Source organism: Streptomonospora litoralis, assembly GCF_004323735.1.
Classification (GTDB): Bacteria; Actinomycetota; Actinomycetes; order Streptosporangiales; family Streptosporangiaceae; genus Streptomonospora; species Streptomonospora litoralis.
On the sequence record NZ_CP036455.1, the window covers coordinates 2,243,856 to 2,262,895 of the forward strand.

Here is a 19,040-nt window from a genome sequence, read left to right on the forward strand (position 1 = left end):
CGGCCGTCCGGAACATGCCACACGTGGAACTTCTCGGTGCTGTGCGGTATCTCCCCGGTCAGCCGGGTAGAGGCTTCGGCCGTCACAGGCCGCCATTCGAGAGTGGAGGTCGCAGGGTGCAGGGCAGAGCAATCCCATCCGTGGTCCGCGGTGCGGGAGTCGGTGTCGCCGGGCTGGTCCTCGTCCTGGCCTCCGCCTGCACCGGCCAGGACAGCGGGGGTTCGGGCCCGCAGAACGCCGGCGGCGAGAGCCCCGATCCCGTCGATGTGCGCATCTCGCCGCAGGACGGCGCGGCCGAGGTCGAGCCGAACCTGCCGGTGACTGTCGAGTCCGGCGAGGGCCCCATCACCGACGTCTCCGTCGAGCAGAGCCGCGGCGCCTCGGGAGCGGGCGCAGCGACCGCCGAGCCGACCCCGTCGGCGAGCGCGCAGTCCGAGGTCGGCGCCGTGACCGGCACACTCAGCGAGGACGAGACCACCTGGGTCAGCGACTGGAACCTCATCCCCGGATCCGACGTCACCGTCACCGCCACCGTCGAAACCGGCGACGGCGAGTCGGCCGAGGTCGTATCCGAGTTCAGCACCCTGCCGCCCGTCGAGGGCAAGCGCCTGGAACTGCAGTCGAACTTCCCCGTCAGCGGGCAGACCGTGGGCGTGGGCATGCCGGTGATCGTCAACTTCGACCTGCCCGTGCAGAACAAGACGCAGGTCGAGAACTCCATGGAGGTCACCTCCGAACAGCCCGCCGAAGGCGCCTGGAACTGGTTCGGCGACAAGACGGCGGTGTTCCGTCCCGAGGAGTACTGGCAGCCGAACCAGCACATCACCGTCGACCTGCGCCTCGCCGGTGTGGAGGCCTCCGAGGGCGTCTACGGCATCGAGAACCACCAGCTCAACTTCGACGTCGGCCGCGCCCAGATCAGCACCATCGACAGCGACACCAAGCGCATGACCGTCGAACGCGACGGAGCGCAGATCAAGGACTTCCCCACCAGCATCGGCAAGGCCGACATCAGGAAGTACACCACCACCAGCGGCACCCACCTCACCATGGAGAAGTACGAGGAGCTGGTCATGGACTCCTCCACCGTGGGTGTCCCGGTCGACAGCCCCGAGGGGTACAAGCTCGACGTCGAGTACGCCGTCCGCTTCTCCAACAGCGGCGAGTTCACCCACGCCGCACCGTGGAACGACCGGCTCGGCGAGTCCAACGAGAGCCACGGCTGCCCCAACCTGGCCACCGCCGACGCCAAGTGGTTCTACGAGAACTCCTACATGGGCGACCCGCTGGTCGTCACCGGGACCGACCGGCAACTCGAAGTCGACAACGGCTGGGGCTACTGGCAGCGCTCCTGGGACGAGTGGCTGGCCAACAGCCCCACCGGCGAGCCCGACACCACCGACGGCGAGGGGACCCCGGGCAGCGTCCACGGCACCGAGGGCAGCTGAGCGCGGGTTCCACACCCTTCTCCCCGGGCCCGGTGGGGCCCCGGCGGGGCCGCAGAGGCGCGCGTCGGGCCCCGCCGCTGCCCGCGGCGCCCCCCGCCCCGCCCGGGGTCCTGTGAACGGCGCAGAGGGCGGCTCAGCGGCGCGAGGAGAGCCGGATCGACGGTGGTCCGCTCCCGTAGCCGTATACGCCGAGCGCAACGGGCGGAGGGCGGCGCGTAGCGGGACGGCGCAGCACAGCAGGAGGGCCCGGCACCCCGCGGGGTGCCGGGCCCTCCTGCTGTGCGTGGGGGAGCGACCGGCGTCAGGCCAGGCCGGCCTCCTCCCGGGACTTGGCCTCGTCGGAGATGTACTCCTCCTGCTCGTGCAGTTCGTGGTGCAGGTGGTGGCCGGTGTGCGGCTCCACGCCCTCGAAGGAGACGTTGTCGCGCGTGTACCAGTCGGCCAGCCGCGCGCGCAGCCGACCCATGATCCCGCGCGAGGACGGCGCCTCGACGCCGTTCTCGTCGAGGGCCTGCACGTCGACGCGGGAGACCGGCTCCTTGCTCTCCAGCACGTGCACGGTCTCGTCCGTGGACTCCTTGTGCACCTCGATGAACTCGCCGCTGGGCAGCTGCTGGATGGTACCGCTCTCGTAGCCGTGCTCCAGCTGCTCCCGGTCCCGCCGCTGCAGACCCAGGCAGACCCGCTTCGTGACGATGAAGCCGATGATCGGCCCGATGATCACCGTGATCCGGAAGAACCAGGTGGTGGCGTAGAGGCTGATGGAGAAGGTCTCCGACAGGATGTCGTTGGACCCCGCCAGCCACAGCAGGCCGTAGAAGGTGATGCCGGCGACGCCCATCCCGGTGCGCACCGGGGCGTTGCGCGGGCGGTCGGCCACGTTGTGGTGCCGCTTGTCGCCGCTGATCCACGCCTCCACGAACGGCCACAGCGCCATCGCGCCGAAGATGAGCCCGGGGATCACCAGGCCGGGCACCAGCACGGCGGTGGGGATCGAGTAGCCCGCCACGTCGATGTCGAACCAGTTCGGGAAGATCCGCAGCGACCCCTCCATGAAGCCCATGTACCAGTCGGGCTGCAGCCCGGAGGTGATGGAGGTGGGGGTGAACGGACCGAACAGGTGGATCGGGTTGATCTGCACGAACGCGCTGAGTCCGGCGGTGACGGCGAAGACGAAGAAGAAGAACCCGCCCGCCTTGACCGCGAACGCCGGCATCATCGGCGTGCCCACGACCTGCTTCTCCGAGCGCCCCTTGCCGGGGTACTGGGTGTGCTTCTGGTGCCACAGGATCAGGATGTGCGCACCGATCAGCGCGAGCAGGATGCCCGGGATCAGCAGGATGTGCAGCATGTACAGCCGCGGGATGATCTCCTCGCCCGGGAACGCGCCGCCGAAGAGGAACATCGAGATGTAGGGGCCGATGATCGGCAGCGCCATCATCACGCCCTGCAGGATGCGCACGCCCATGCCCGAGGGCAGGTCGTCGGGCAGCGAGTACCCGAACAGGCCTTCGAGCATGGCCAGGCCGAAGATCGCGATGCCGATCAGCCAGTTGATCTCACGCGGCTTGCGGAACGCGCCGGTGAAGAACACCCGCAGCATGTGCACCAGCATCGCGGCGACGAAGATCAGCGCGGCCCAGTGGTGGATCTGGCGGACCAGGAAGCCGCCGCGCACATCGAAATCGATGTGCAGCGTCGAGGCGTAGGCCTCGCTCATCGGCACACCCTGCAGCCGCTCGTAGGAGCCGTCGTAGACGATCTCGGCCATGCTCGGCTTGAACCACAGGGTCAGAAAGACGCCCGTGATGAGCAGGATGATGAACGAATACAGGGCGATCTCGCCCAGCATGAACGACCAGTGGTTCGGGAAGACCTTGCGCAGCTGCTTCTCACCGGTCTTGGCGAGGTGGAACCGGTCGTCGATGTAGTTGCCGGCGTTGCGCAGCGCCTTGGGCGCCTGTGTTGTGCGACTCATCGGCTAGTTCCCCCTCTGCGCGTCCCAGAAGGTCGGCCCGACCGGCTCGGAGAAGTCGCCGTCCGCCACCAGGTACCCTTCTTCGTCCACTGTAATGGGCAGCTGGGGCAGCGGCCGGTTGGCCGGCCCGAAAGTGATCTTGGCGCCGTTGGCGGCGTCGAAGGTCGACTGGTGGCACGGGCACAGGATGCGGTGCGTGCCGCTCTCGTACAGCGCGGCGGGGCATCCCACGTGGGTGCAGATCTTGCTGTAGGCGACGATCCCGTTATGCAGCCAGTTGCGCTGCTCCCGGGTCAGCTCCTCGCTGTAGTCTTCCTCCGGTATCCGGATCAGCAGGATGACCGTCTGGGCCTGGTCGTTGAGGCTCAGCCCGTGCGGGTGCGCCGCGGTGGGCTCCACGTAGGGCAGCGCGCTGATCATGCTGCCGTCGCGCAGGTCGTCCTGGTGGATCCACTTGTTGTCGCCGGTGCGCTCGGCGCCCTCGACGACCATGTGCATGCCCGGCTCCCACAGCGTGTGGCGCAGGCTCTCGCGGGGGAGCGGGCCGGTGTCGCGCAGCAGCACGATCGGCGCCACCCCCAGCGGGGCCATGGCCAGCAGGAGCGTGCGGCGCATCAGCGGCCGCTTGGTGAAGCCGCTCTCGTCGGCGCTGCGCATCAGGAAGTCGCTGAACGAGCTCTTCTGCTCCGGCGGCGACGGCAGTTCGTCGTAGGGGCTGGCCACCTCGTAGTGCGGCATGACGCGCCGCGCCCACACCGTCATACCCGCTCCGATGCCGAACAGCGCCAGCGTGAGCGTGCCGCCCATCAGCATGTTCGCCCACTGGCCCACCAGCGGATTCGCGATCGCAGGCTCGCCCTCGGCGTTGGGCGGGAACAGGAAGTAGGAGACCAGGAAGCCCACCCCGCCCACGAAGGCGATCGTGAACCACATCGCGGCGGTGCGCTCGCCCTTGCGCTGGATCTCCTCCGGGCGGCCGTGGGTCTCGGCGGCGGAGTAGGGGCCCTCGTGGTCCTCGTGCTCCGGGGCCGCGCCGGTGACGACGCGGTCCTCCCCCCGGGGGGTCCCGATGACCCGCTCGGGTCCCCCCGCGCCCGGTTCGGTGTCGTGGTTGCGGTTTTCGTCAGTCATGGGCTCGCTGCTTCGCGGTGATCCAGATCGCACAGGCCACGATCAGGCTGAGGCCGACCGTCCAGGCGATGAAGCCCTCGGCGACCTGGCCGATCCTGTTCAGGTCGAAGATGCCGCCGGCGTTCGGCTCGGCCTGGAGGTCCTTGACGTAGGCGATCAGCTCCTGCTTTTCGTCCGGGGTGACGGTCGTGTCGTTGAACACGGGCATCGCACCGGGGCCGGTGATCATGGCCTCGTAGATCTGGCGCGGGCTGGCGTCGCCGATCTCGGGCGCCCAGCGGCCGCCTGTCAGCGCACCGCCCTCGCCCGACCAGCTGTGGCAGTGCGCGCAGTTGGCGAGGTAGAGCTGCATACCCGCATCGGTGCTTTGAGCGCCCTCAAGGTACTGCTCGTACTTGGACTCCCACTCCTCCAGGGCCTGCTCGTAGGCGGCCTCGTCGGCGAAGTTGTTGCGCACGGGGGCGCTGCCGGGGATGTCGGCGGAAGGCACCTCGGGTGCGCCCGCTTCGCCGATCTGCGCCTCGTAGTAGGCCACGAGGTCGTCGATCGCCTCCTGGTCGTACACCGGAGGCTTGCGGGGCATCTGCGCGTCGGGGTTCGTCGACGGCATGCGGCCAGTGCTGACCTGGAAGTCGACGGCGGCGCCGCCCTCGCCGGTGATGTCGGGGCCGGTGTAGCCCTCGCCCCCCGTGCCGTCCGGGCCGTGGCAGCTCGCGCAGCTCTTGGTCCAGATCTCGCGGCCCTGGGCCACGTCCTCGGCGGTCGGCTGCTCGCCTGCGGCGGCCTCAGCCGCCAGAGTCTGGGCCTCGGCCCGCTCCGCGCTGGGCGCGATGACGGCGTAGCCCACGCCGAAGAGCGTGAGCGCGAGCATGACGACGGCATACCCCGCTAGGGGATGCCGTCGCCGCGCGGTAATCCATTTCACGGTTTCCCCGTTTCGGGTCACTGAAGGAAGTAGATGGTTGCGAACAAAGCGATCCAGACCACGTCGACGAAGTGCCAGTAGTAGGACACGACGATGGCGCTGGTCGCCTGCTGGTGAGTGAAGCGCTTCGCGGCGTACGTGCGTCCCAGCATGATCAGGAACGCGATCAGCCCACCGATGACGTGGAGACCGTGGAAACCCGTGGTGAGGTAGAACATCGAGCCGTAGGCGCTGGACTGCAGGGTCAGGCCCTCGACGTGGATGAGCTCGTAGTACTCGTAGGCCTGGCCGAGTACGAAGACCAGGCCCATGAGGAACGTGATGTAGAACCACATACGGAGCTTCCGGACGTCACCGCGCTCGGCGGCCCAGACGCCGGCCTGAGCGGTGAAGCTGGAGGCCACCAGGATGATGGTGATCACCAAGGCGTACGGCACGTTCAGGTGAGCGGCGGGCCACTCGCCCAGGTCGGGGTTGCCTTTCGTCACCGATCGGATGGTGTAGTACATCGCGAACAGCGCAGCGAAGAACATGAGCTCGTTGGCAAGCCAAACGATGGTGCCAACGCTCACCAGGTCAGGTCGCTTTGCCGCACCGTGCAACGGTGTCGGTCCTGTCGGTTGATTCGCGGTTGCTGTCGCCACGGGAGCATTATTACGGCATCCCGCGAAGGTTGGTGCACGACCCCCCGAAAGGCGCCCGATCTGCCGCGACAACGGTATCGGTCCGCGACGGCCGGGTGGGGCGACCCGGCCGGAAGAACCCCGGCTGCAGCGAGGATAGCGCGCCCGGCGCTCGGAGTCACGGCCTCCGTGCGAGTCGGCGGGCGTGTCGGCGGTTCGCGGGGCGAGTGGGGGCCGGCGGGGCGCGGCTTTTCACCGCGGGAGCGCGGCGGCCCGCCTCCGGAATGGCCAGGGGGGCGGCGGCGGTGGCATGCTGAGGTGGCGAAGGTCTCAACTCCACGGCCGCGGGCGCCGGCCCGCAGCCCCCGGCGCGCACCCCAGGCGCACCGGGGCGGCCGTGACGTACAGGGATGGTGACGGTTGACCATGGCGACCAACGGCCCCGGCTCCGCGGAGTCCGCACCGCGGATGCGCGTGCTCCTCTACAGCGACAAGCCCGGCACCCGCGACCAGGTGCGCGCGGCGGTGGGGCGCAGGCCGGCCGCCGACGTGCCCAAGGTCGAGTTCGTCGAGTGCGCGACCGCACCGGGCGTGCTGGCGCGCATGGAGGACGGCGGAATCGACGTCGCGATCTTCGACGGCGAGACGGCCCCGGCGGGCGGCATGGGCGTGTGCCGGCAGGTGAAGGACGAGATCTACCGCTGCCCGCCGGTGCTGCTGATCATCGGACGCCGCGACGACGGCTGGCTCGCCGCCTGGTCGCGCGCCGACAAGGTCGTCAGCCACCCGATCGACCCGGTCGCCCTCGCCGAGGCGCTGGCCGAGCTGATGCGCGAGCAGGCGGCCGAGACGGCGGCCCTCGGGTAGTCTCCGACGCGAGGATCGGCGCCGCCGGCCGGCGGCGCCGACACCCGCTCCCGGCGAACAGCCGGGCGGACGGAGCCAGCCGAGCGAGAGACGTATCCGATGGTGCACAGCGCAGACGCGGCCCGCCGCGGCGCCCGCACCCCGCGCATCCGCGGCGGCGCCGCGCACCGGAGAACGAGGCCCCTCCCCGCGGCCGCGGCGCGGTTCTCGCCGGGCAGCGGCGGCCACGGGGCGAGCGTCCCGCGGGGCACGGAACTTCGCTTCTCTCCCGGCAGGGGGAACCACGGGGCAAGCACTTCGCGATGGCGCGGCTGAACATCTCTTTTCCCGTCATCGGCCGTATCCGCCCGCCCGTCCGCCTTGTCGTCCCACCACGGGGACGAGTCCCCCGAGGAGCATCCACGTGAGCACCACCGAACGCACCTGGTCCGAGCTGATCACCGCGCTGCTTGAGGGCCGGCCGCTCTCCGCCGACGACACCGCCTGGGCCATGGACGAGATCATGTCCGGCTCCGCCACCGACGTGCAGATCGCGGGTTTCGCGGTGGCGCTGCGCGCCAAGGGCGCCGAGGTCGCCGAGGTCACCGGGCTGGCGGAGGGCATGTTCGCCCACGCCGTGCAGATCTCGGTCCCCGGCCGGACGGTCGACATCGTCGGTACCGGCGGCGACCGCGCCCACACCGTGAACATCTCGACCATGGCGGCCATCGTGGCCGCGGCGGCGGGGGCGAAGGTCGTCAAGCACGGCAACCGCGCCGCGTCGTCCTCCTGCGGCACGGCCGACGTGCTGGAGCGGCTGGGCGTGGTCATCGACCTCGCGCCCGAGCAGACGGCGCGGGTCGCCGAAGAGGCCGGCATCACCTTCTGCTTCGCTCCGCTTTTCCACCCCTCGCTGCGCCACGCGTCCAAGACGCGCAAGGAGCTGGGCGTGCCCACCGTCTTCAACTTCCTGGGCCCGCTGACCAACCCGGCGCGCCCGACCTCCGGCGCCGTCGGCGTCTTCGACGAGGGCATGTGCGAGACGATCGCCGGCGTCTTCGCGCGGCGCGGCGCCTCGGCGATGGTCTTCCGCGGCGACGACGGGCTGGACGAGCTGACCACGACGACCACCTCGCGGGTCTGGTCGGTGCACGAGGGCCGGGTGGTCCACGAGCGCGTCGACCCCGCTGAACTCGGGATCGAGCGCGCCGATCCGGGCGCGCTGCGCGGCGGCGACGTCGAGTACAACGCCCGCGTCGTGCGCGAGCTGGTCTCCGGCGGTCCCGGCGCGAGCGCGGCCGTGCGCGGCGCCGTGCTGCTCAACGCGGCGGCGGCGGTGGCCACCACACTGCCCGGGTTCGGTACGGCGGGGGCCGCCGAGGTCCTGGGCACGGCCCTGGAGACCGCCCGCGACGCCCTGGACAGCGGCGCCGCCGCCCGGGTGCTGGACAACTGGGTGGAGATCAGCCAGTCCTACGCCAAACAGGGCTGAGCCGCCGCCGGCCTTGCGGAGGACGCGGCACAAGGGTGGTGACATCGCTCGCTAACGGGGTAAGCCGTCTGCGACATCGGTACAGCCGCTTCGACCCCTTTTGTCCCCCACCCCCAGGAGGCAGTAGTGCGCAGTAGAGTCGTCATCCCGACCGTCGTGGTCATCTGGCTGCTCATCGGCCTGCTCGCGGCCATCCAGCGCGGCTACTTCAGCGCCGACGAGGCCAACTGCGCGACCATCGGCAGCACTCTGACGACGATCGCCGCCGGCCCGCTGAACTACGTGGGCGTCAACCCGACCATCGAGTGCCCCGACCTCCCGCAGCCCTCCGAGTAGCCGCATCCCGCCGCCCGCGGTCCCCGACGCCGAGGGCCGCGGGCGGCGGTGTGCGTGCTGCCGGTGCGTCGGCATGGCCGTCGTCGCCTTCTTCGCCGTACTTCTCGGAAGCGGCCGCGTCGAGGACGCGGGCGAGCATGCTGACGGTGTCGGTGCGCAGGGTCTGAGGGCGCCGATCGGCGCCGTCTGCGGCTCGTGGGCGGGCGGTGTAGGGGGCCGTTGGGCACAGCGGTTGGTAACTGAGCACCCACCACGCGCCGTATTCCTCGTGCAGGGGGAGTAGCTCCTCGGGGAGGTCGGGGCGGTCCGCGTGGGGGAGGGGCGGGGGTGGCGGTGTCTCCGGGGTGCTGTGGGTGGTAATGGGCGCGGGTGGCTTGGGCATCGGTACAGGGTTCCCTTCGGTGCTGACGCCGGCTACGAGGTCTACATTCCCTGCGCTGATGCATGTAGGGAAGGTGCAGACAATTCCGGATGCTCTGGTTAGCGTGTAGTGAGCATCCGAGCTGGCAGTCCCAGGTTGCATCCCAGGTTGCATCCGTCAGAACCCAAGCTCCATAGAATTCACCTTCTCGCACTATGCATGTCAAGCATGTAGACATCTGTAAGGGCTCAACGGTATATCTGTAGGCATGGGGAACCGAGTGAAGGAATCCGGGGCGCGCTGGGGGGCCGAGTGCCGACGACTGCGTGATCTAGCTGGGAAAACGCAGCAAGAGCTAGCCGATGCGCTACACGTGTCCGCAGTCACCGTCAGCTCTTGGGAGACGGGGCGCAGAATGCCCAATCAGGACATTGTGGAACAACTGGATGCTGTCTTATCTACAGGCGGAGCGCTGACGCGGCTCCGTAACGAACTGGTCAACCGCAGAGATGTTCCCGAATGGTTCCGCGACGAGATCCTGATGGAGCGCCGAGCCCATGAGATCAGGCACTACCAACCGCTCGTCGTTCCCGGGCTCTTGCAGACAGAGGACTACGCCAGAGCGCTGATAGCCGCCCGTCTGGGCCGATCCAACTCCGAGCGCGTGCGGAACCTGGTCAAGACACGCACCGAGAGACTCGGGCGGCTCGCTCAAACAGAACCGCTTCTATGGTTCGTGATCCGCCAAGCGGTGTTCGAGCAGCCTGTGGGCATCCCCGCGGTGATGCAGCACCAACTCGACGAGATCGCGCGTCAGGCCGAAGAAGAGCGCATCCGTGTTCAGGTGCTACCTAGCGAACGCGGAGCGGTCGGACTGTGTGACGCCTTCCGCGTGATGACGCTTAACGAGACGCAAACCGTCGCATTCGTGGAGCACACCGTTGGCAGTACCCTGTTCGACGCACCCGAGCGCGTGAACGAACTGTCGCGACTGTTCGGTTTCATCTCGGCCGAGGCGGTCTCCCCAGCCGAGTCGATCATCCTCATTCGCCGCATCAACAAGGAGAGGTATGGACACGTGGACTAAGTCGAGCTACAGCAACAACAGCGGGGGCGAGTGTGTCGAGGTCCGCGTGGCCGCAGCTCGCGCGTGGATCGACGTGCGCGACTCCCGGACCCCCGACCTCGGCCACCTCAGCTTCGGGACCGCCGAGTGGCGGGCATTCCTGGCCGAAGCCGACCGGCTGTAGCGCGGCACCCCCTTCGGGGACAGCGGACTACTAGTACTTCGTTACGTTCCTGAATTCCGTGTGCCGACCCGGTCGACTCGGGCGTGCGGTCTTCGGCCCGCCCGCGCACGGCTCGGCACGCCGACGGCGCCTCGGGCCTGCTGTGCGGCCTTGGCGCCAGGCGGGTGGCGGGCCGCCTGAGCTGAAAAGCGGCGGCAACGGCGGCGGCCCCTCCCGCCCGCGCCGGCGCTGTTCCGCTCCCGTGGCCGGGCGGGGCTCGGGACATCCGAACGCCCGATCAGCACCGAGTCTTACTTCAGGGACACTTTCGGCGTCGAGACTGTCCCTGGAGCCGTTCTCGGCGCGCCGTCGGGCGCCCAACCGGCGGGCACCCGGCCCGGTGGGCGCGGGCCCGCCCCGCTGCCGCCGTCGCCGCCGCTTTTCCTCCAGACCACCCTCCGCCCGGCAGGCCACAAGGCCGCCCAGCGGGCCCGGGCCGCCTTGTCCGGGGTGCCTTCCCCGCCTACCGCCACCAGCGACGCACGTAACGAAGTACTACTACTCCATCCCCAGCGAGAACGCCGCCTCCAGGTCGTGGTTGGAGTAGGCGTGGAAGGCGATGTGGGTGTCGGAGCCCAGCACGCCCGGGACCTTGTTGACGTGGCCGGGGATGACCTCGGCCAGGTCCTCGTGGCCGCGCACGCGCACCATGGCGATCAGGTCGACGCCGCCGGTGACCGAGTAGACCTCGCTGACACCGCTGATCTCGGCGATCGCCTCGGCGACCTCGGGGATGCGGGCGACATCGGCCTTGATCATGACGATCGCGGTGATCACAGGGGCTCCTCCTGGTCGGTCGGCCTGGCGGTCCGGCGGGCTCAGTACACGTCCGAGCGGCGCATGCCGGAGCGCCAGCGTATGCGGTGCATCAGCAGCGCGCCGAGGACCCCGGCGATGAAGCCGTAGACGTGGGCCGCGTAGGCGACGCCGCTCTCCGAGCCGGGATAGGTCGACATGCTGATGTAGAGAAAATACTGGAGGACGAAGTAGGTGCCCACGAGCGCCCAGCCGGGCAGGCGCACCGGGACCACGATGAACACCAGGGTGACGACCCGGCTGCGGTGCTGCACGAGCAGGTAGGCGCCGAGCACGGCGGAGATGGCGCCCGACGCGCCCACCAGCGGGATCTCCGCCGACGCCTGGCTGAGGGCGAACGCGTAGGTGGCCACCAGCCCGCCGCCCAAGTAGAGGCCGAGGTAGCGCAGCCGGCCCAGGCGGTCCTCCACGACCGGCCCGAAGACGAACAGGTAGACCATGTTGCCGATGAGGTGGGCCGGACCGCCGTGCATGAACATGGATGTGAAGGCCGACACCCAGGCGACCTTGGTATGGCCGGGGTCGGGGCAGACGTCGGACCCCTCGACCTGGGCACCGCCCAGCAACTCCACCGGGACGGCCGCCCAGCGCAGGAAGTAGTGCTCGACGGCGCACTCGCGGGGCAGAGCCTGGCCCCCGTACCAGAAGGCCAGCAGCGACAGCGGCGAGACGAGGTAGGCGACGACGTTCGCGGCGATGAGCGCGTAGGTCACCGTGGGCACGCGCCGTACCGGGTAGTCGTCACTCAGCGGGATACCCGCCATCTGCACTCCTTGGGCGAGGACTCCGGGCCACTGCGGGCGCGGGGCGGCCGGAATCGCCCCGCCGGCGCGGGCGTCAGCGGTGCGAAAGCGCCGACAGGCCGCCGCCGCGGTCCCAGTCTGTCAGGTGGCGATACTTCTCCGCCCCGTTGACGGGGCATGTCCAGCCTTCGGTGGATTCGGCCAGCCGCACGCCGGGGCCCTCAAGCCAGCGCAGCACGCATTCCATCTCCCAGGCGCTGGCGCACGGCGCGGGGCCCGGACCGGGGAAGACCGACTCCGCGGTGCCCGTCAGGGCCGAGACGAACTCCGCGGCGTCGGCGCCCGGCTCCATCAGGCCGCTGTTGACCAGCCGCCCGTGGCGGACGACGTGTACCTCCCATCCGGGGCGCAGGGCGCCGGAGTCGCCGCTGGCGGGTGCCGCCGCGACCAGTTCGGGGATGGCCGACAGCGCGGCGAGGCGCTGGCTGCGCGCCGCGGCGGTGAGGAAGGCGGCCAGCCGGTCGCGGTGGTCGGCGGCCTCCTCGTAGCGCAGTTGCGCCGACAGTTCCGAGATCTGGGCGGTGATGCGCTCGACGACAGCCGAAGGGTCGGCGGTCATGGCCGACTGCGCGGCATCGGCGTGCACGGCGTAGTCCGCCGCGGATTCGGCGCCCGAGCACGGCGCGCCGCAGCGGCCCAGCTCGAACAGCACGCAGGCGGCCGTCGGGTTCTTCGGCGTGATGCGCCGGGTGCACTGGCGTAGCGGAAACGCCTGGTGCAGCGCCTCGCGGGCGCGCTCGGCCGCACGCGCGGAGCCGAAGGGGCCCAGGTAGGGCGCGCCGTCGTCGCGCACGGCGCGCACGATCGACAGCCGCGGGAAGTCCTCGCGGGTGAGCTTCAGCCAGGGGGAGCGCTCCGGGTTGCGTGAGCGCCGGTTGTAGGGCGGCTTGCGCTCGGCGATCAGCCGCAGTTCGCGGACCTCGGCCTCCAGCCCGGTCTCGCAGACGATGGGGGTGACCCCTTCGACCAGCGCCGCCATCTCGCGGATGCGCCCGCGCTTCTCCGAGCCCGTGAAGTAGGTGCGCACGCGGCGGCGCAGGTTGGTGCTCTTGCCCACGTACAGGGCGTCGCCCTTGGCGTCGGTGAAGACGTAGACGCCGGGGGCCGCGGGGACGTTCTCGGCGATGCGGCGCTTGCCGCGCTGGGCCGCGGTGGGCGCCGAGCGGAACCGGCGCAGTTCCTCGGCGGTGTCGACACCGAAGGAGCCCAGGCGCTCCAGCAGTCCGTGCAGCACGCCCACGGTGGCGCGGGCGTCGTCGAGGGCGCGGTGGGTGGGCTGGTCGGGCACACCGAAGTAGCCGGCGAGCGTGCCGAGCTTGTGGTTGGGCACCTCCTCGCGGGTGACGAGCCGGCGGGCCAGCCGGACCGTGTCGACGACCTGGGGGGAGGGCCAGTCGTGGCCGTGCTCGGCGCAGGCGGCCCGCAGGAAACCGACGTCGAAGGGGGCGTTGTGCGCCACCAGGATGGCGCCGCGCTCCAAACCGGCGAACTCCAGGAACCCGGGCAGCACCGCGTCGACGGCCGGCGCCGGGGCGACCATGGCCTGGGTGATGCCGGTGAGCAGGGTGATGAACGGCGGGATGGGCAGGCCGGGGTTGACCAGTGTGGAGAACTCGCCCACAACCTCGCCGCCGCGTACCTTGACCGCGCCGATCTCGGTGATGCCCGCGGCGTCGGCGCGTGTTCCGGTGGTTTCCAGGTCGACGACGACGAACGTGCTCTCCGACAGAGGAGTGCCCAGGTCGTCGAGGGTGCCTTGAACGGGGGTGTGCTGCTCGGCCACCCGGCCAGGGTAATCGCCGGATATGACCGAACCGCGGCGGGGAGGGTCGCTGCGGCGGCTGTCGGTGCAGGTGGGGCCGCCTCCGGGGGCGGGTGTGCGGGTGTCGCGCGCCGCGTCCGGGTGCGCGGTTCGGACGGTTTCCGGGGTGTGCTCCGTGGAAAGATTGCCCAGACCCCGCGCGAGGTCGCCGACCGCGCTGGTCGCGGCCGTTCGGCGCGGCGCGCCCCGGATCCGGCGGCGCGCATTTCAGCAGGAGCGAAAGGAGACGGCTGTGCGAGATCCGGCTCGGCCCCGGTGCCGGCGCCGCACCACCCGCATCGGTCCCGTCGGCCGCGGCGCGTCGCAGCGCGTCGGCGGCCGTACGGTGGGCGCGTCCTCGGCCGGTACCGGTCCCGTCGGCGCAGCGGAGTGGACATGAGTTCGGAGGCGGCCGGGCAGCGCGGTCCCGGCGACGCCGCAGCGGCGGCCGGGGAGACCGGCGGCCCCGACAGTCCGGACAGCTTGGACAACCCGGACAGCCCGGACCGTCCCGACGACGGCCAAAGCGACGGCGACGGCACCCAGCGCCCGCTGCCGGATGCGGTGCGCACCCGCATCATCGAGTACGGCTCCGAAGTCCTGGGCGGAATGCGGGCGGCAAATCTGCCGCCGGTGCTGCGCCGCGTCGCCAAGTTCGAGCCGCGCCGCCGCGCGCGCCTGGCCGGGCCCCAGATCGCGGCGCAGCTGGAATCGGACGCGGATTTCCGCGCCCGGGTGGGCGAACGGGTCGAGCAGGTCTGGCCGGAGTTGGCCGAGGAGCTGCGCCGGGGCGTGGTCCCGCCCGCGGCCGACCCGGTCGCGGTGGCCGCGGCCGCCTACCTGCTGCGTCCGGACGGGTGGCGGCGGATCGTGGACCGCGTCCGCGAGGAGCTGGATCGCCAGGAGAGCGCGAAGGAGGCCGGTGACGCGGCCGAGACCATCGCCGAGCTGCGCCGCCAGTTGGAGGAGGCCAGAAACAGCCGCCGCGAGGAGCTGTCGCGGCTGCGCAGCGAACTGAAGGACCACCGCAGCACCATCGCCGACCTGCGCCGCAGGCTGCACACCGAGCGCGAGCGCGCCAAGGAGGCGGTCAGCGAGGCCGAGCAGGCGGTTGCGGAGGCGGCGGACCGCGATGCCACCACGACCGGTCAGGTCAACGCGGTGGAGGCGGAGAACCGCCGGTTGCGCAACCGTCTCGCGGCGGCCGAGACCCAGGTGGAGAACGCCCGCCGCGCCGCCCGCGCGGGCCGCAGCGCCGACGAGGCGCGGCTGCGTGTCCTGCTCGACGTGCTGCTGGAAGCCGCTCACGGGCTGCGTCGCGAGCTCGCGCTGCCCACGTCCATCGAGAGCCCGGCCGACCTGGTCGCCGAACAGCGCCCGGCCGAGGAAGCCGCTGCGGTGCCCGGCCGCGGGCTGCCCGACGACGACCCCGGCCTGGTCGACGAACTGCTCGGCTTGCCCCGGATGCACCTGCTCGTGGACGGCTACAACGTCACCAAGACCGGCTACGGCACCCTTCCGCTGGCCGACCAGCGCAGCCGCCTGCTGTCGTCCCTCGAAGGGCTCGCCAGCCGCACCAAGGCGGAGATCACCTGCGTCTTCGACGGCGCCGACGTCGGTACGCCGCCGGTGCTCTCCGCGACGCGCCGCGTGCGGCTGCTGTTCAGCGCGCCGGAGGAGACCGCCGACGAGCTGATCATCCGCCTGGTGCGCGCCGAGCCGCGGGGGCGGCCGCTGGCCGTGGTCACCTCCGACCAGGAGATCGTCGCCGCGGTGCGCCGCGAGGGCGCGCGCACCGTCTCCTCGGCGCTGCTGCTGCGCCGGCTGGGCGGGTGAGCCCGTATCCGCGGCGCTTGGCTCGTGCCGGGCCGCGGCCCGGCACGAGCCCGCAACGAGCCCGGCGCGAGGCCCGCGCGTTGCGAAATCGCCGTGTGCGCCGGGTGACGGGCCTGCCGCTGTGGTTGAGGTGGCCCGTGCGGTCCGCTAAGTTCTACGCGGAGCTTGATCGGTTTCCCGCGTCGCAGGCGGGTGTCGCGGTGGCGGACACGACGGCGTGTCCGCCCGGACCGGCGTGCCGCGGGGAGTTCCTTCCCCGGAGCGGGCAGCGGTGATCCGCCGCCGCGCTTGTCCGAAAGGCTTGAACGCCGTGCCCGCGGTCCCGCTCACGCGGCGCTGCGCGGCCTCTCCGGTAACCGCACTGCCCCCTCGTCCCGCATGTGGACTGACCCGTAAGGAGCGTGGACCGCCATGACGAGCACAGGTGGTCGGCGCACGGCCCGCCGGCTCGCGACCGGTTTCGGGGTCGTCGCCGCCGGAGGCCTCATCGTGCCTTCCGGGGTCGCCTATGCCGAGCCGACCCAGGAGGAGGTCGAGTCCAAGCTCGGCGAGCTCCAGGAGCAGGCCGACGGCATCGTCCAGGACTACAACAAGGCCAAAGAGGACTACGACGCCGCCAAGGAGAAGGCCGACGACCTGAAGGAGCGGGTCGGCGACGAGCAGGAGCGCTACGAGAAGCTGCGCGACGACGTCGCGGAGTTCGCCAGCGCCGCCTATCAGGGCAGCGACCTCTCCGCGCCGTCGACGGTCATCAACACCGGCTCGCCCGAGGACCTGCTGGCCCAGTCGGCCGACATCGGCTACCTCTCGGAGCACCAGAAGGAGAAGCTGGACGACTTCAGCGACTCCTCCGAGCGCCTGTTCCGGCTGAAGGACGAGGCGGATTCCGCCCTTGCGGAGGCCAAGGACAAGAAGGACGAGATCGAGCAGAAGAAGGACGAGGTCGAGGAGAAGATCGACGAGCAGGAGGACCTGCTCGCCGAGTTCCCCGAGGCCGAGCCCGCGTCCGGAGGCGACGACTCCGCCGGTGCGTCCTACACCGGCCCGGCCTCCGGTAACGCCCGCGCCGCCCTCGACTTCGCCTTCGCCCAGGTGGGAAAGCCCTACGTCTACGGCGCCACGGGCCCCAGCAGCTACGACTGCTCCGGCCTGGTGATGCGCGCGTGGGGCGCCGCCGGGGTGAGCCTGCCGCGCACCACCTACGGCCAGGCCGAGGTCGGCCACCGCGTCAGCCGGGATCAGCTGCAGCCGGGCGACATCGTCTTCTTCTACGGCGGCCTGGGCCACGACGGCCTCTACGTCGGAAACGGGCAGATGGTGCACGCGCCGCGCACCGGCAGGAACGTCGAGGTCGTGTCGCTGTCGGGCTACTGGGACAGCCAGTTCCAGTTCGGCGTCCGTCCGTAAGCAAAGCGGTTCGCCCGGGGCGGCCGCGGTGTGCCGTTGCCGGGACGTGTGTGCCGATCGTCATATCCCGGGCGGGGAGCGGCCACGGGCGCCGGGCCGCGGTCTGCGCCGCTTCGCGGCGGCCGGGGCGACTTGGTGCTCGTTTGGGATGCGGATGGTTCCTCCTTTGCAATGCGGACATGCCGTAAATCGCCAGAAAAAGTAACGAAACGGTTGAGTATGGTGTCGGGGATGCACTAGTGTTCCTCGCCGAGTGCGGTCGTCGCTCTTGCCGCCAGAAGGGCGGCAGCGGCCGCCTCCCGCCGACCTCCGCACCGGCCGCCCCACCGCTCGGCCGGCGGAGACCGGACCCCGCGGTCGCGTCCCCCGCGCGCCGCACGCAGACTCCCCGGGTGTTTTCGGCTGCCATCAGCCTCCGCGGTCCGACCTGTGCCGCGTCGCCGCCCGGCCTGCGCCCCTCCGGTAGGCGGTCCTGGCAGAAAGGTGTGCCACCATCGTGGATGAACGCCATGAACGTGGCTCGTTCCGCCGGCATCTCGCGACCGTCGGGTTCGTCGCCGCAGGAGCCCTGATCCTGTCCACCAGCGCCGCGGTCGCCGAACCGACCGCCGACGAGGTGCGCAACAAGATCGAGAAGCTCGAAGAGGAGCACGCGGAGCTCGCCGAGAAGTACAACCAGGCGAAGCAGGACCACGACGCCGCGAAAGAGAAGCTTGAGGACCTGAAGAAGGACAAGCAGGAGACTCAAGACAAGATCGACGGCATGCAGGGCGACATCCGCGCGCTGGCCAACGCGGCCTACACCAACGCCGACTACGGTTCGCCCGCCTATCTGCTCAGCTCCAGCGGCCCTGAAGCCGCTCTGGAGCAGGCCGCCGACCTCGGCTACCTTTCGGAGAACCAGCGCCAGACCCTCGTCGACTACAACGAGGAGAAGGAGAAGCTGGACGACCTCACGGCCGAGGCCGCCGACACCGAGGACACGGCCAAGGACAAGCTCGACGAGGCCGAAGAGGCCAAGGACGAGGCCGCGACGAAGATCGAGGAGCAGGAGGACATCCTCTCCGACCTCACCGCCGAGGAGGCCGCCGCGGCCACCTCCGGTGTCGGCGGCGGAAGCAGCGGCGGCGGGGGCGCCTCCTACACCGGCAGCGCCTCGGGCAGCGCCGGAGCCGCGCTCGACTTCATCTACGCCCAGATCGGCGACTCCTACAGCCTCGGCGCCAACGGCCCCGACGTCTGGGACTGCTCCAGCCTGGTCCAGGCCGCCTGGTCCCAGGGCGGAGTGAGCCTGCCGCGCACCACCTACAGCCAGGTCAACGCCGGAACCTCCGTCTCCTGGGGCGCGATGCAGCCCGGCGACCTGATCTTCTTCTACGACGGCCCCAGCCACGTGGGCATGTACGTCGGCAACGGCAAGATGGTGCACGCCTCCAACCCGTCCAAGCCGGTGGCGGAGGTCTCCCTGAGCGGCTACTACCAGAGCAACTTCCACTCGGCGGTACGCCCCTGACCCGCAGCGGGCGCTCCGCGGTGGGTGGGGCGCCGCCTGCTCGCCGCCGCGTCATCCCTCGCAGGTCGTACAGCGCCGCACGGCGTAGCGCTGCGGATTGCCCTCCGTGGCGTACACGGCATGCCCCTGGGCGATGCGTGTCCACAAGTGCGGGTCGGCACCGGTGATCCATCCCCACTCTGGCGGGTGGATCGCCGAGTCCGACAAGTGGCCGCACCCGGGCCGGTGGGCGTACCGGGTCGGCGAGATCAGGATGGACGACGAGGGAAAGGTCGCCCCCGAGCCCTCGGCGGACTCCCCGGGGGGAGGTTGCGGGGAACGAGAGCACGCGCACCCGGCACCGATGAGTAGGTCGCAGTAGTCGCAACGCAGCATGTCCATTCCCGAATCGTCGCAGGAGGCGGTGACATCCGGGGTAGGCGGCCGCGTAGCCCC

16 protein-coding genes are annotated in these 19,040 nt (G+C 70.6%); 9 read left to right on the top strand and 7 right to left on the bottom strand.

Translation table 11 applies throughout. The features are described 5' to 3' along the window. Positions 1–116 precede the first annotated feature (116 nt). Positions 117–1,448, top strand: a complete 1,332-nt coding sequence (locus EKD16_RS09710; protein ID WP_131098085.1) for a L,D-transpeptidase — start codon at positions 117–119, stop codon at positions 1,446–1,448. Between the two features lie 301 nt (positions 1,449–1,749). Here EKD16_RS09710 and qcrB read toward each other — a convergent pair whose 3' ends face one another. From qcrB to ctaE, 4 genes are read right to left on the bottom strand one after another with little or no spacing between them, the layout of a single operon-like run. Continuing rightward, positions 1,750–3,426: a cytochrome bc1 complex cytochrome b subunit gene (gene qcrB / locus EKD16_RS09715; protein WP_131098086.1), complete on the bottom strand. Its 1,677-nt coding sequence runs from the start codon at positions 3,424–3,426 to the stop codon at positions 1,750–1,752. 3 nt (positions 3,427–3,429) lie between these two features. Next, the gene (qcrA, locus tag EKD16_RS09720) at positions 3,430–4,557 is read right to left on the bottom strand and encodes a cytochrome bc1 complex Rieske iron-sulfur subunit (protein WP_131098087.1); all 1,128 of its coding nucleotides are present in this window, start codon (positions 4,555–4,557) and stop codon (positions 3,430–3,432) included. Next, positions 4,550–5,482, bottom strand: a complete 933-nt coding sequence (gene qcrC / locus EKD16_RS09725; RefSeq protein WP_131098088.1) for a cytochrome bc1 complex diheme cytochrome c subunit — start codon at positions 5,480–5,482, stop codon at positions 4,550–4,552. Before qcrC ends, qcrA begins: the two co-directional genes overlap by 8 nt. Positions 5,483–5,499: 17 nt before the next feature. Further along, complete coding sequence (gene ctaE, locus EKD16_RS09730; protein WP_165498541.1) at positions 5,500–6,126, bottom strand: aa3-type cytochrome oxidase subunit III; 627 nt, start codon at positions 6,124–6,126, stop codon at positions 5,500–5,502. Between the two features lie 405 nt (positions 6,127–6,531). On the opposite strand from ctaE, the gene EKD16_RS09735 reads away from it, so the two are divergent. The 5 genes from EKD16_RS09735 to EKD16_RS09755 all read left to right on the top strand — a co-directional run bounded on the left by EKD16_RS09735 (position 6,532) and on the right by EKD16_RS09755 (position 10,390). Then, positions 6,532–6,972, top strand: a complete 441-nt coding sequence (locus EKD16_RS09735; protein WP_131098090.1) for a hypothetical protein — start codon at positions 6,532–6,534, stop codon at positions 6,970–6,972. Between the two features lie 403 nt (positions 6,973–7,375). Continuing rightward, complete coding sequence (gene trpD, locus EKD16_RS09740) at positions 7,376–8,443, top strand: anthranilate phosphoribosyltransferase (RefSeq protein WP_242677317.1); 1,068 nt, start codon at positions 7,376–7,378, stop codon at positions 8,441–8,443. Positions 8,444–8,569: 126 nt separating this feature from the next. Beyond that, the gene (locus EKD16_RS09745; protein WP_131098092.1) at positions 8,570–8,779 is read left to right on the top strand and encodes a hypothetical protein; all 210 of its coding nucleotides are present in this window, start codon (positions 8,570–8,572) and stop codon (positions 8,777–8,779) included. Positions 8,780–9,408: 629 nt separating this feature from the next. Continuing rightward, the gene (locus EKD16_RS09750; RefSeq protein ID WP_131098093.1) at positions 9,409–10,227 is read left to right on the top strand and encodes a helix-turn-helix domain-containing protein; all 819 of its coding nucleotides are present in this window, start codon (positions 9,409–9,411) and stop codon (positions 10,225–10,227) included. Continuing rightward, positions 10,211–10,390 (top strand): DUF397 domain-containing protein, encoded by a 180-nt coding sequence (locus EKD16_RS09755; protein ID WP_131098094.1) that lies wholly within the window; start codon positions 10,211–10,213, stop codon positions 10,388–10,390. Before EKD16_RS09750 ends, EKD16_RS09755 begins: the two co-directional genes overlap by 17 nt. A 537-nt stretch (positions 10,391–10,927) precedes the next feature. Here EKD16_RS09755 and EKD16_RS09760 read toward each other — a convergent pair. The 3 genes from EKD16_RS09760 to EKD16_RS09770 all read right to left on the bottom strand — a co-directional run bounded on the left by EKD16_RS09760 (position 10,928) and on the right by EKD16_RS09770 (position 13,831). Next, positions 10,928–11,206, bottom strand: a complete 279-nt coding sequence (locus EKD16_RS09760; RefSeq protein ID WP_131098095.1) for an Lrp/AsnC family transcriptional regulator — start codon at positions 11,204–11,206, stop codon at positions 10,928–10,930. Positions 11,207–11,247: 41 nt separating this feature from the next. Next, on the bottom strand, positions 11,248–12,009 hold the full coding sequence (locus EKD16_RS09765) for a rhomboid family intramembrane serine protease (RefSeq protein WP_131098096.1): 762 nt from the start codon (positions 12,007–12,009) through the stop codon (positions 11,248–11,250). A gap of 73 nt (positions 12,010–12,082) precedes the next feature. Beyond that, positions 12,083–13,831, bottom strand: a complete 1,749-nt coding sequence (locus EKD16_RS09770; protein WP_131098097.1) for a DEDD exonuclease domain-containing protein — start codon at positions 13,829–13,831, stop codon at positions 12,083–12,085. Between the two features lie 414 nt (positions 13,832–14,245). Between EKD16_RS09770 and EKD16_RS09775 the strand changes: the two genes are divergently transcribed. From EKD16_RS09775 to EKD16_RS09785, 3 genes are all read left to right on the top strand, one after another. Further along, complete coding sequence (locus EKD16_RS09775) at positions 14,246–15,685, top strand: NYN domain-containing protein (protein WP_131098098.1); 1,440 nt, start codon at positions 14,246–14,248, stop codon at positions 15,683–15,685. A 411-nt stretch (positions 15,686–16,096) separates the two neighbouring features. Next, positions 16,097–17,092 carry a C40 family peptidase gene (locus EKD16_RS09780; RefSeq protein ID WP_131098099.1) on the top strand — a complete coding sequence of 332 codons (996 nt, stop codon included), beginning with the start codon at positions 16,097–16,099 and terminating at the stop codon, positions 17,090–17,092. 496 nt (positions 17,093–17,588) lie between these two features. Then, positions 17,589–18,605: a C40 family peptidase gene (locus EKD16_RS09785; protein WP_207391485.1), complete on the top strand. Its 1,017-nt coding sequence runs from the start codon at positions 17,589–17,591 to the stop codon at positions 18,603–18,605. The last annotated feature ends 435 nt before the right edge of the window (positions 18,606–19,040 follow it).

Coding starts and splice junctions, on each gene's coding strand:
- qcrB (WP_131098086.1), bottom strand. CDS start 3,426: ATGAGTCGCACAACACAGGCGCCCAAGGCGCTGCGCAACGCCGGCAAC.
- qcrA (WP_131098087.1), bottom strand. CDS start 4,557: ATGACTGACGAAAACCGCAACCACGACACCGAACCGGGCGCGGGGGGA.
- EKD16_RS09735 (WP_131098090.1), top strand. CDS start 6,532: ATGGCGACCAACGGCCCCGGCTCCGCGGAGTCCGCACCGCGGATGCGC.
- EKD16_RS09750 (WP_131098093.1), top strand. CDS start 9,409: ATGGGGAACCGAGTGAAGGAATCCGGGGCGCGCTGGGGGGCCGAGTGC.
- EKD16_RS09755 (WP_131098094.1), top strand. CDS start 10,211: ATGGACACGTGGACTAAGTCGAGCTACAGCAACAACAGCGGGGGCGAG.
- EKD16_RS09765 (WP_131098096.1), bottom strand. CDS start 12,009: ATGGCGGGTATCCCGCTGAGTGACGACTACCCGGTACGGCGCGTGCCC.
- EKD16_RS09775 (WP_131098098.1), top strand. CDS start 14,246: ATGAGTTCGGAGGCGGCCGGGCAGCGCGGTCCCGGCGACGCCGCAGCG.
- EKD16_RS09780 (WP_131098099.1), top strand. CDS start 16,097: ATGACGAGCACAGGTGGTCGGCGCACGGCCCGCCGGCTCGCGACCGGT.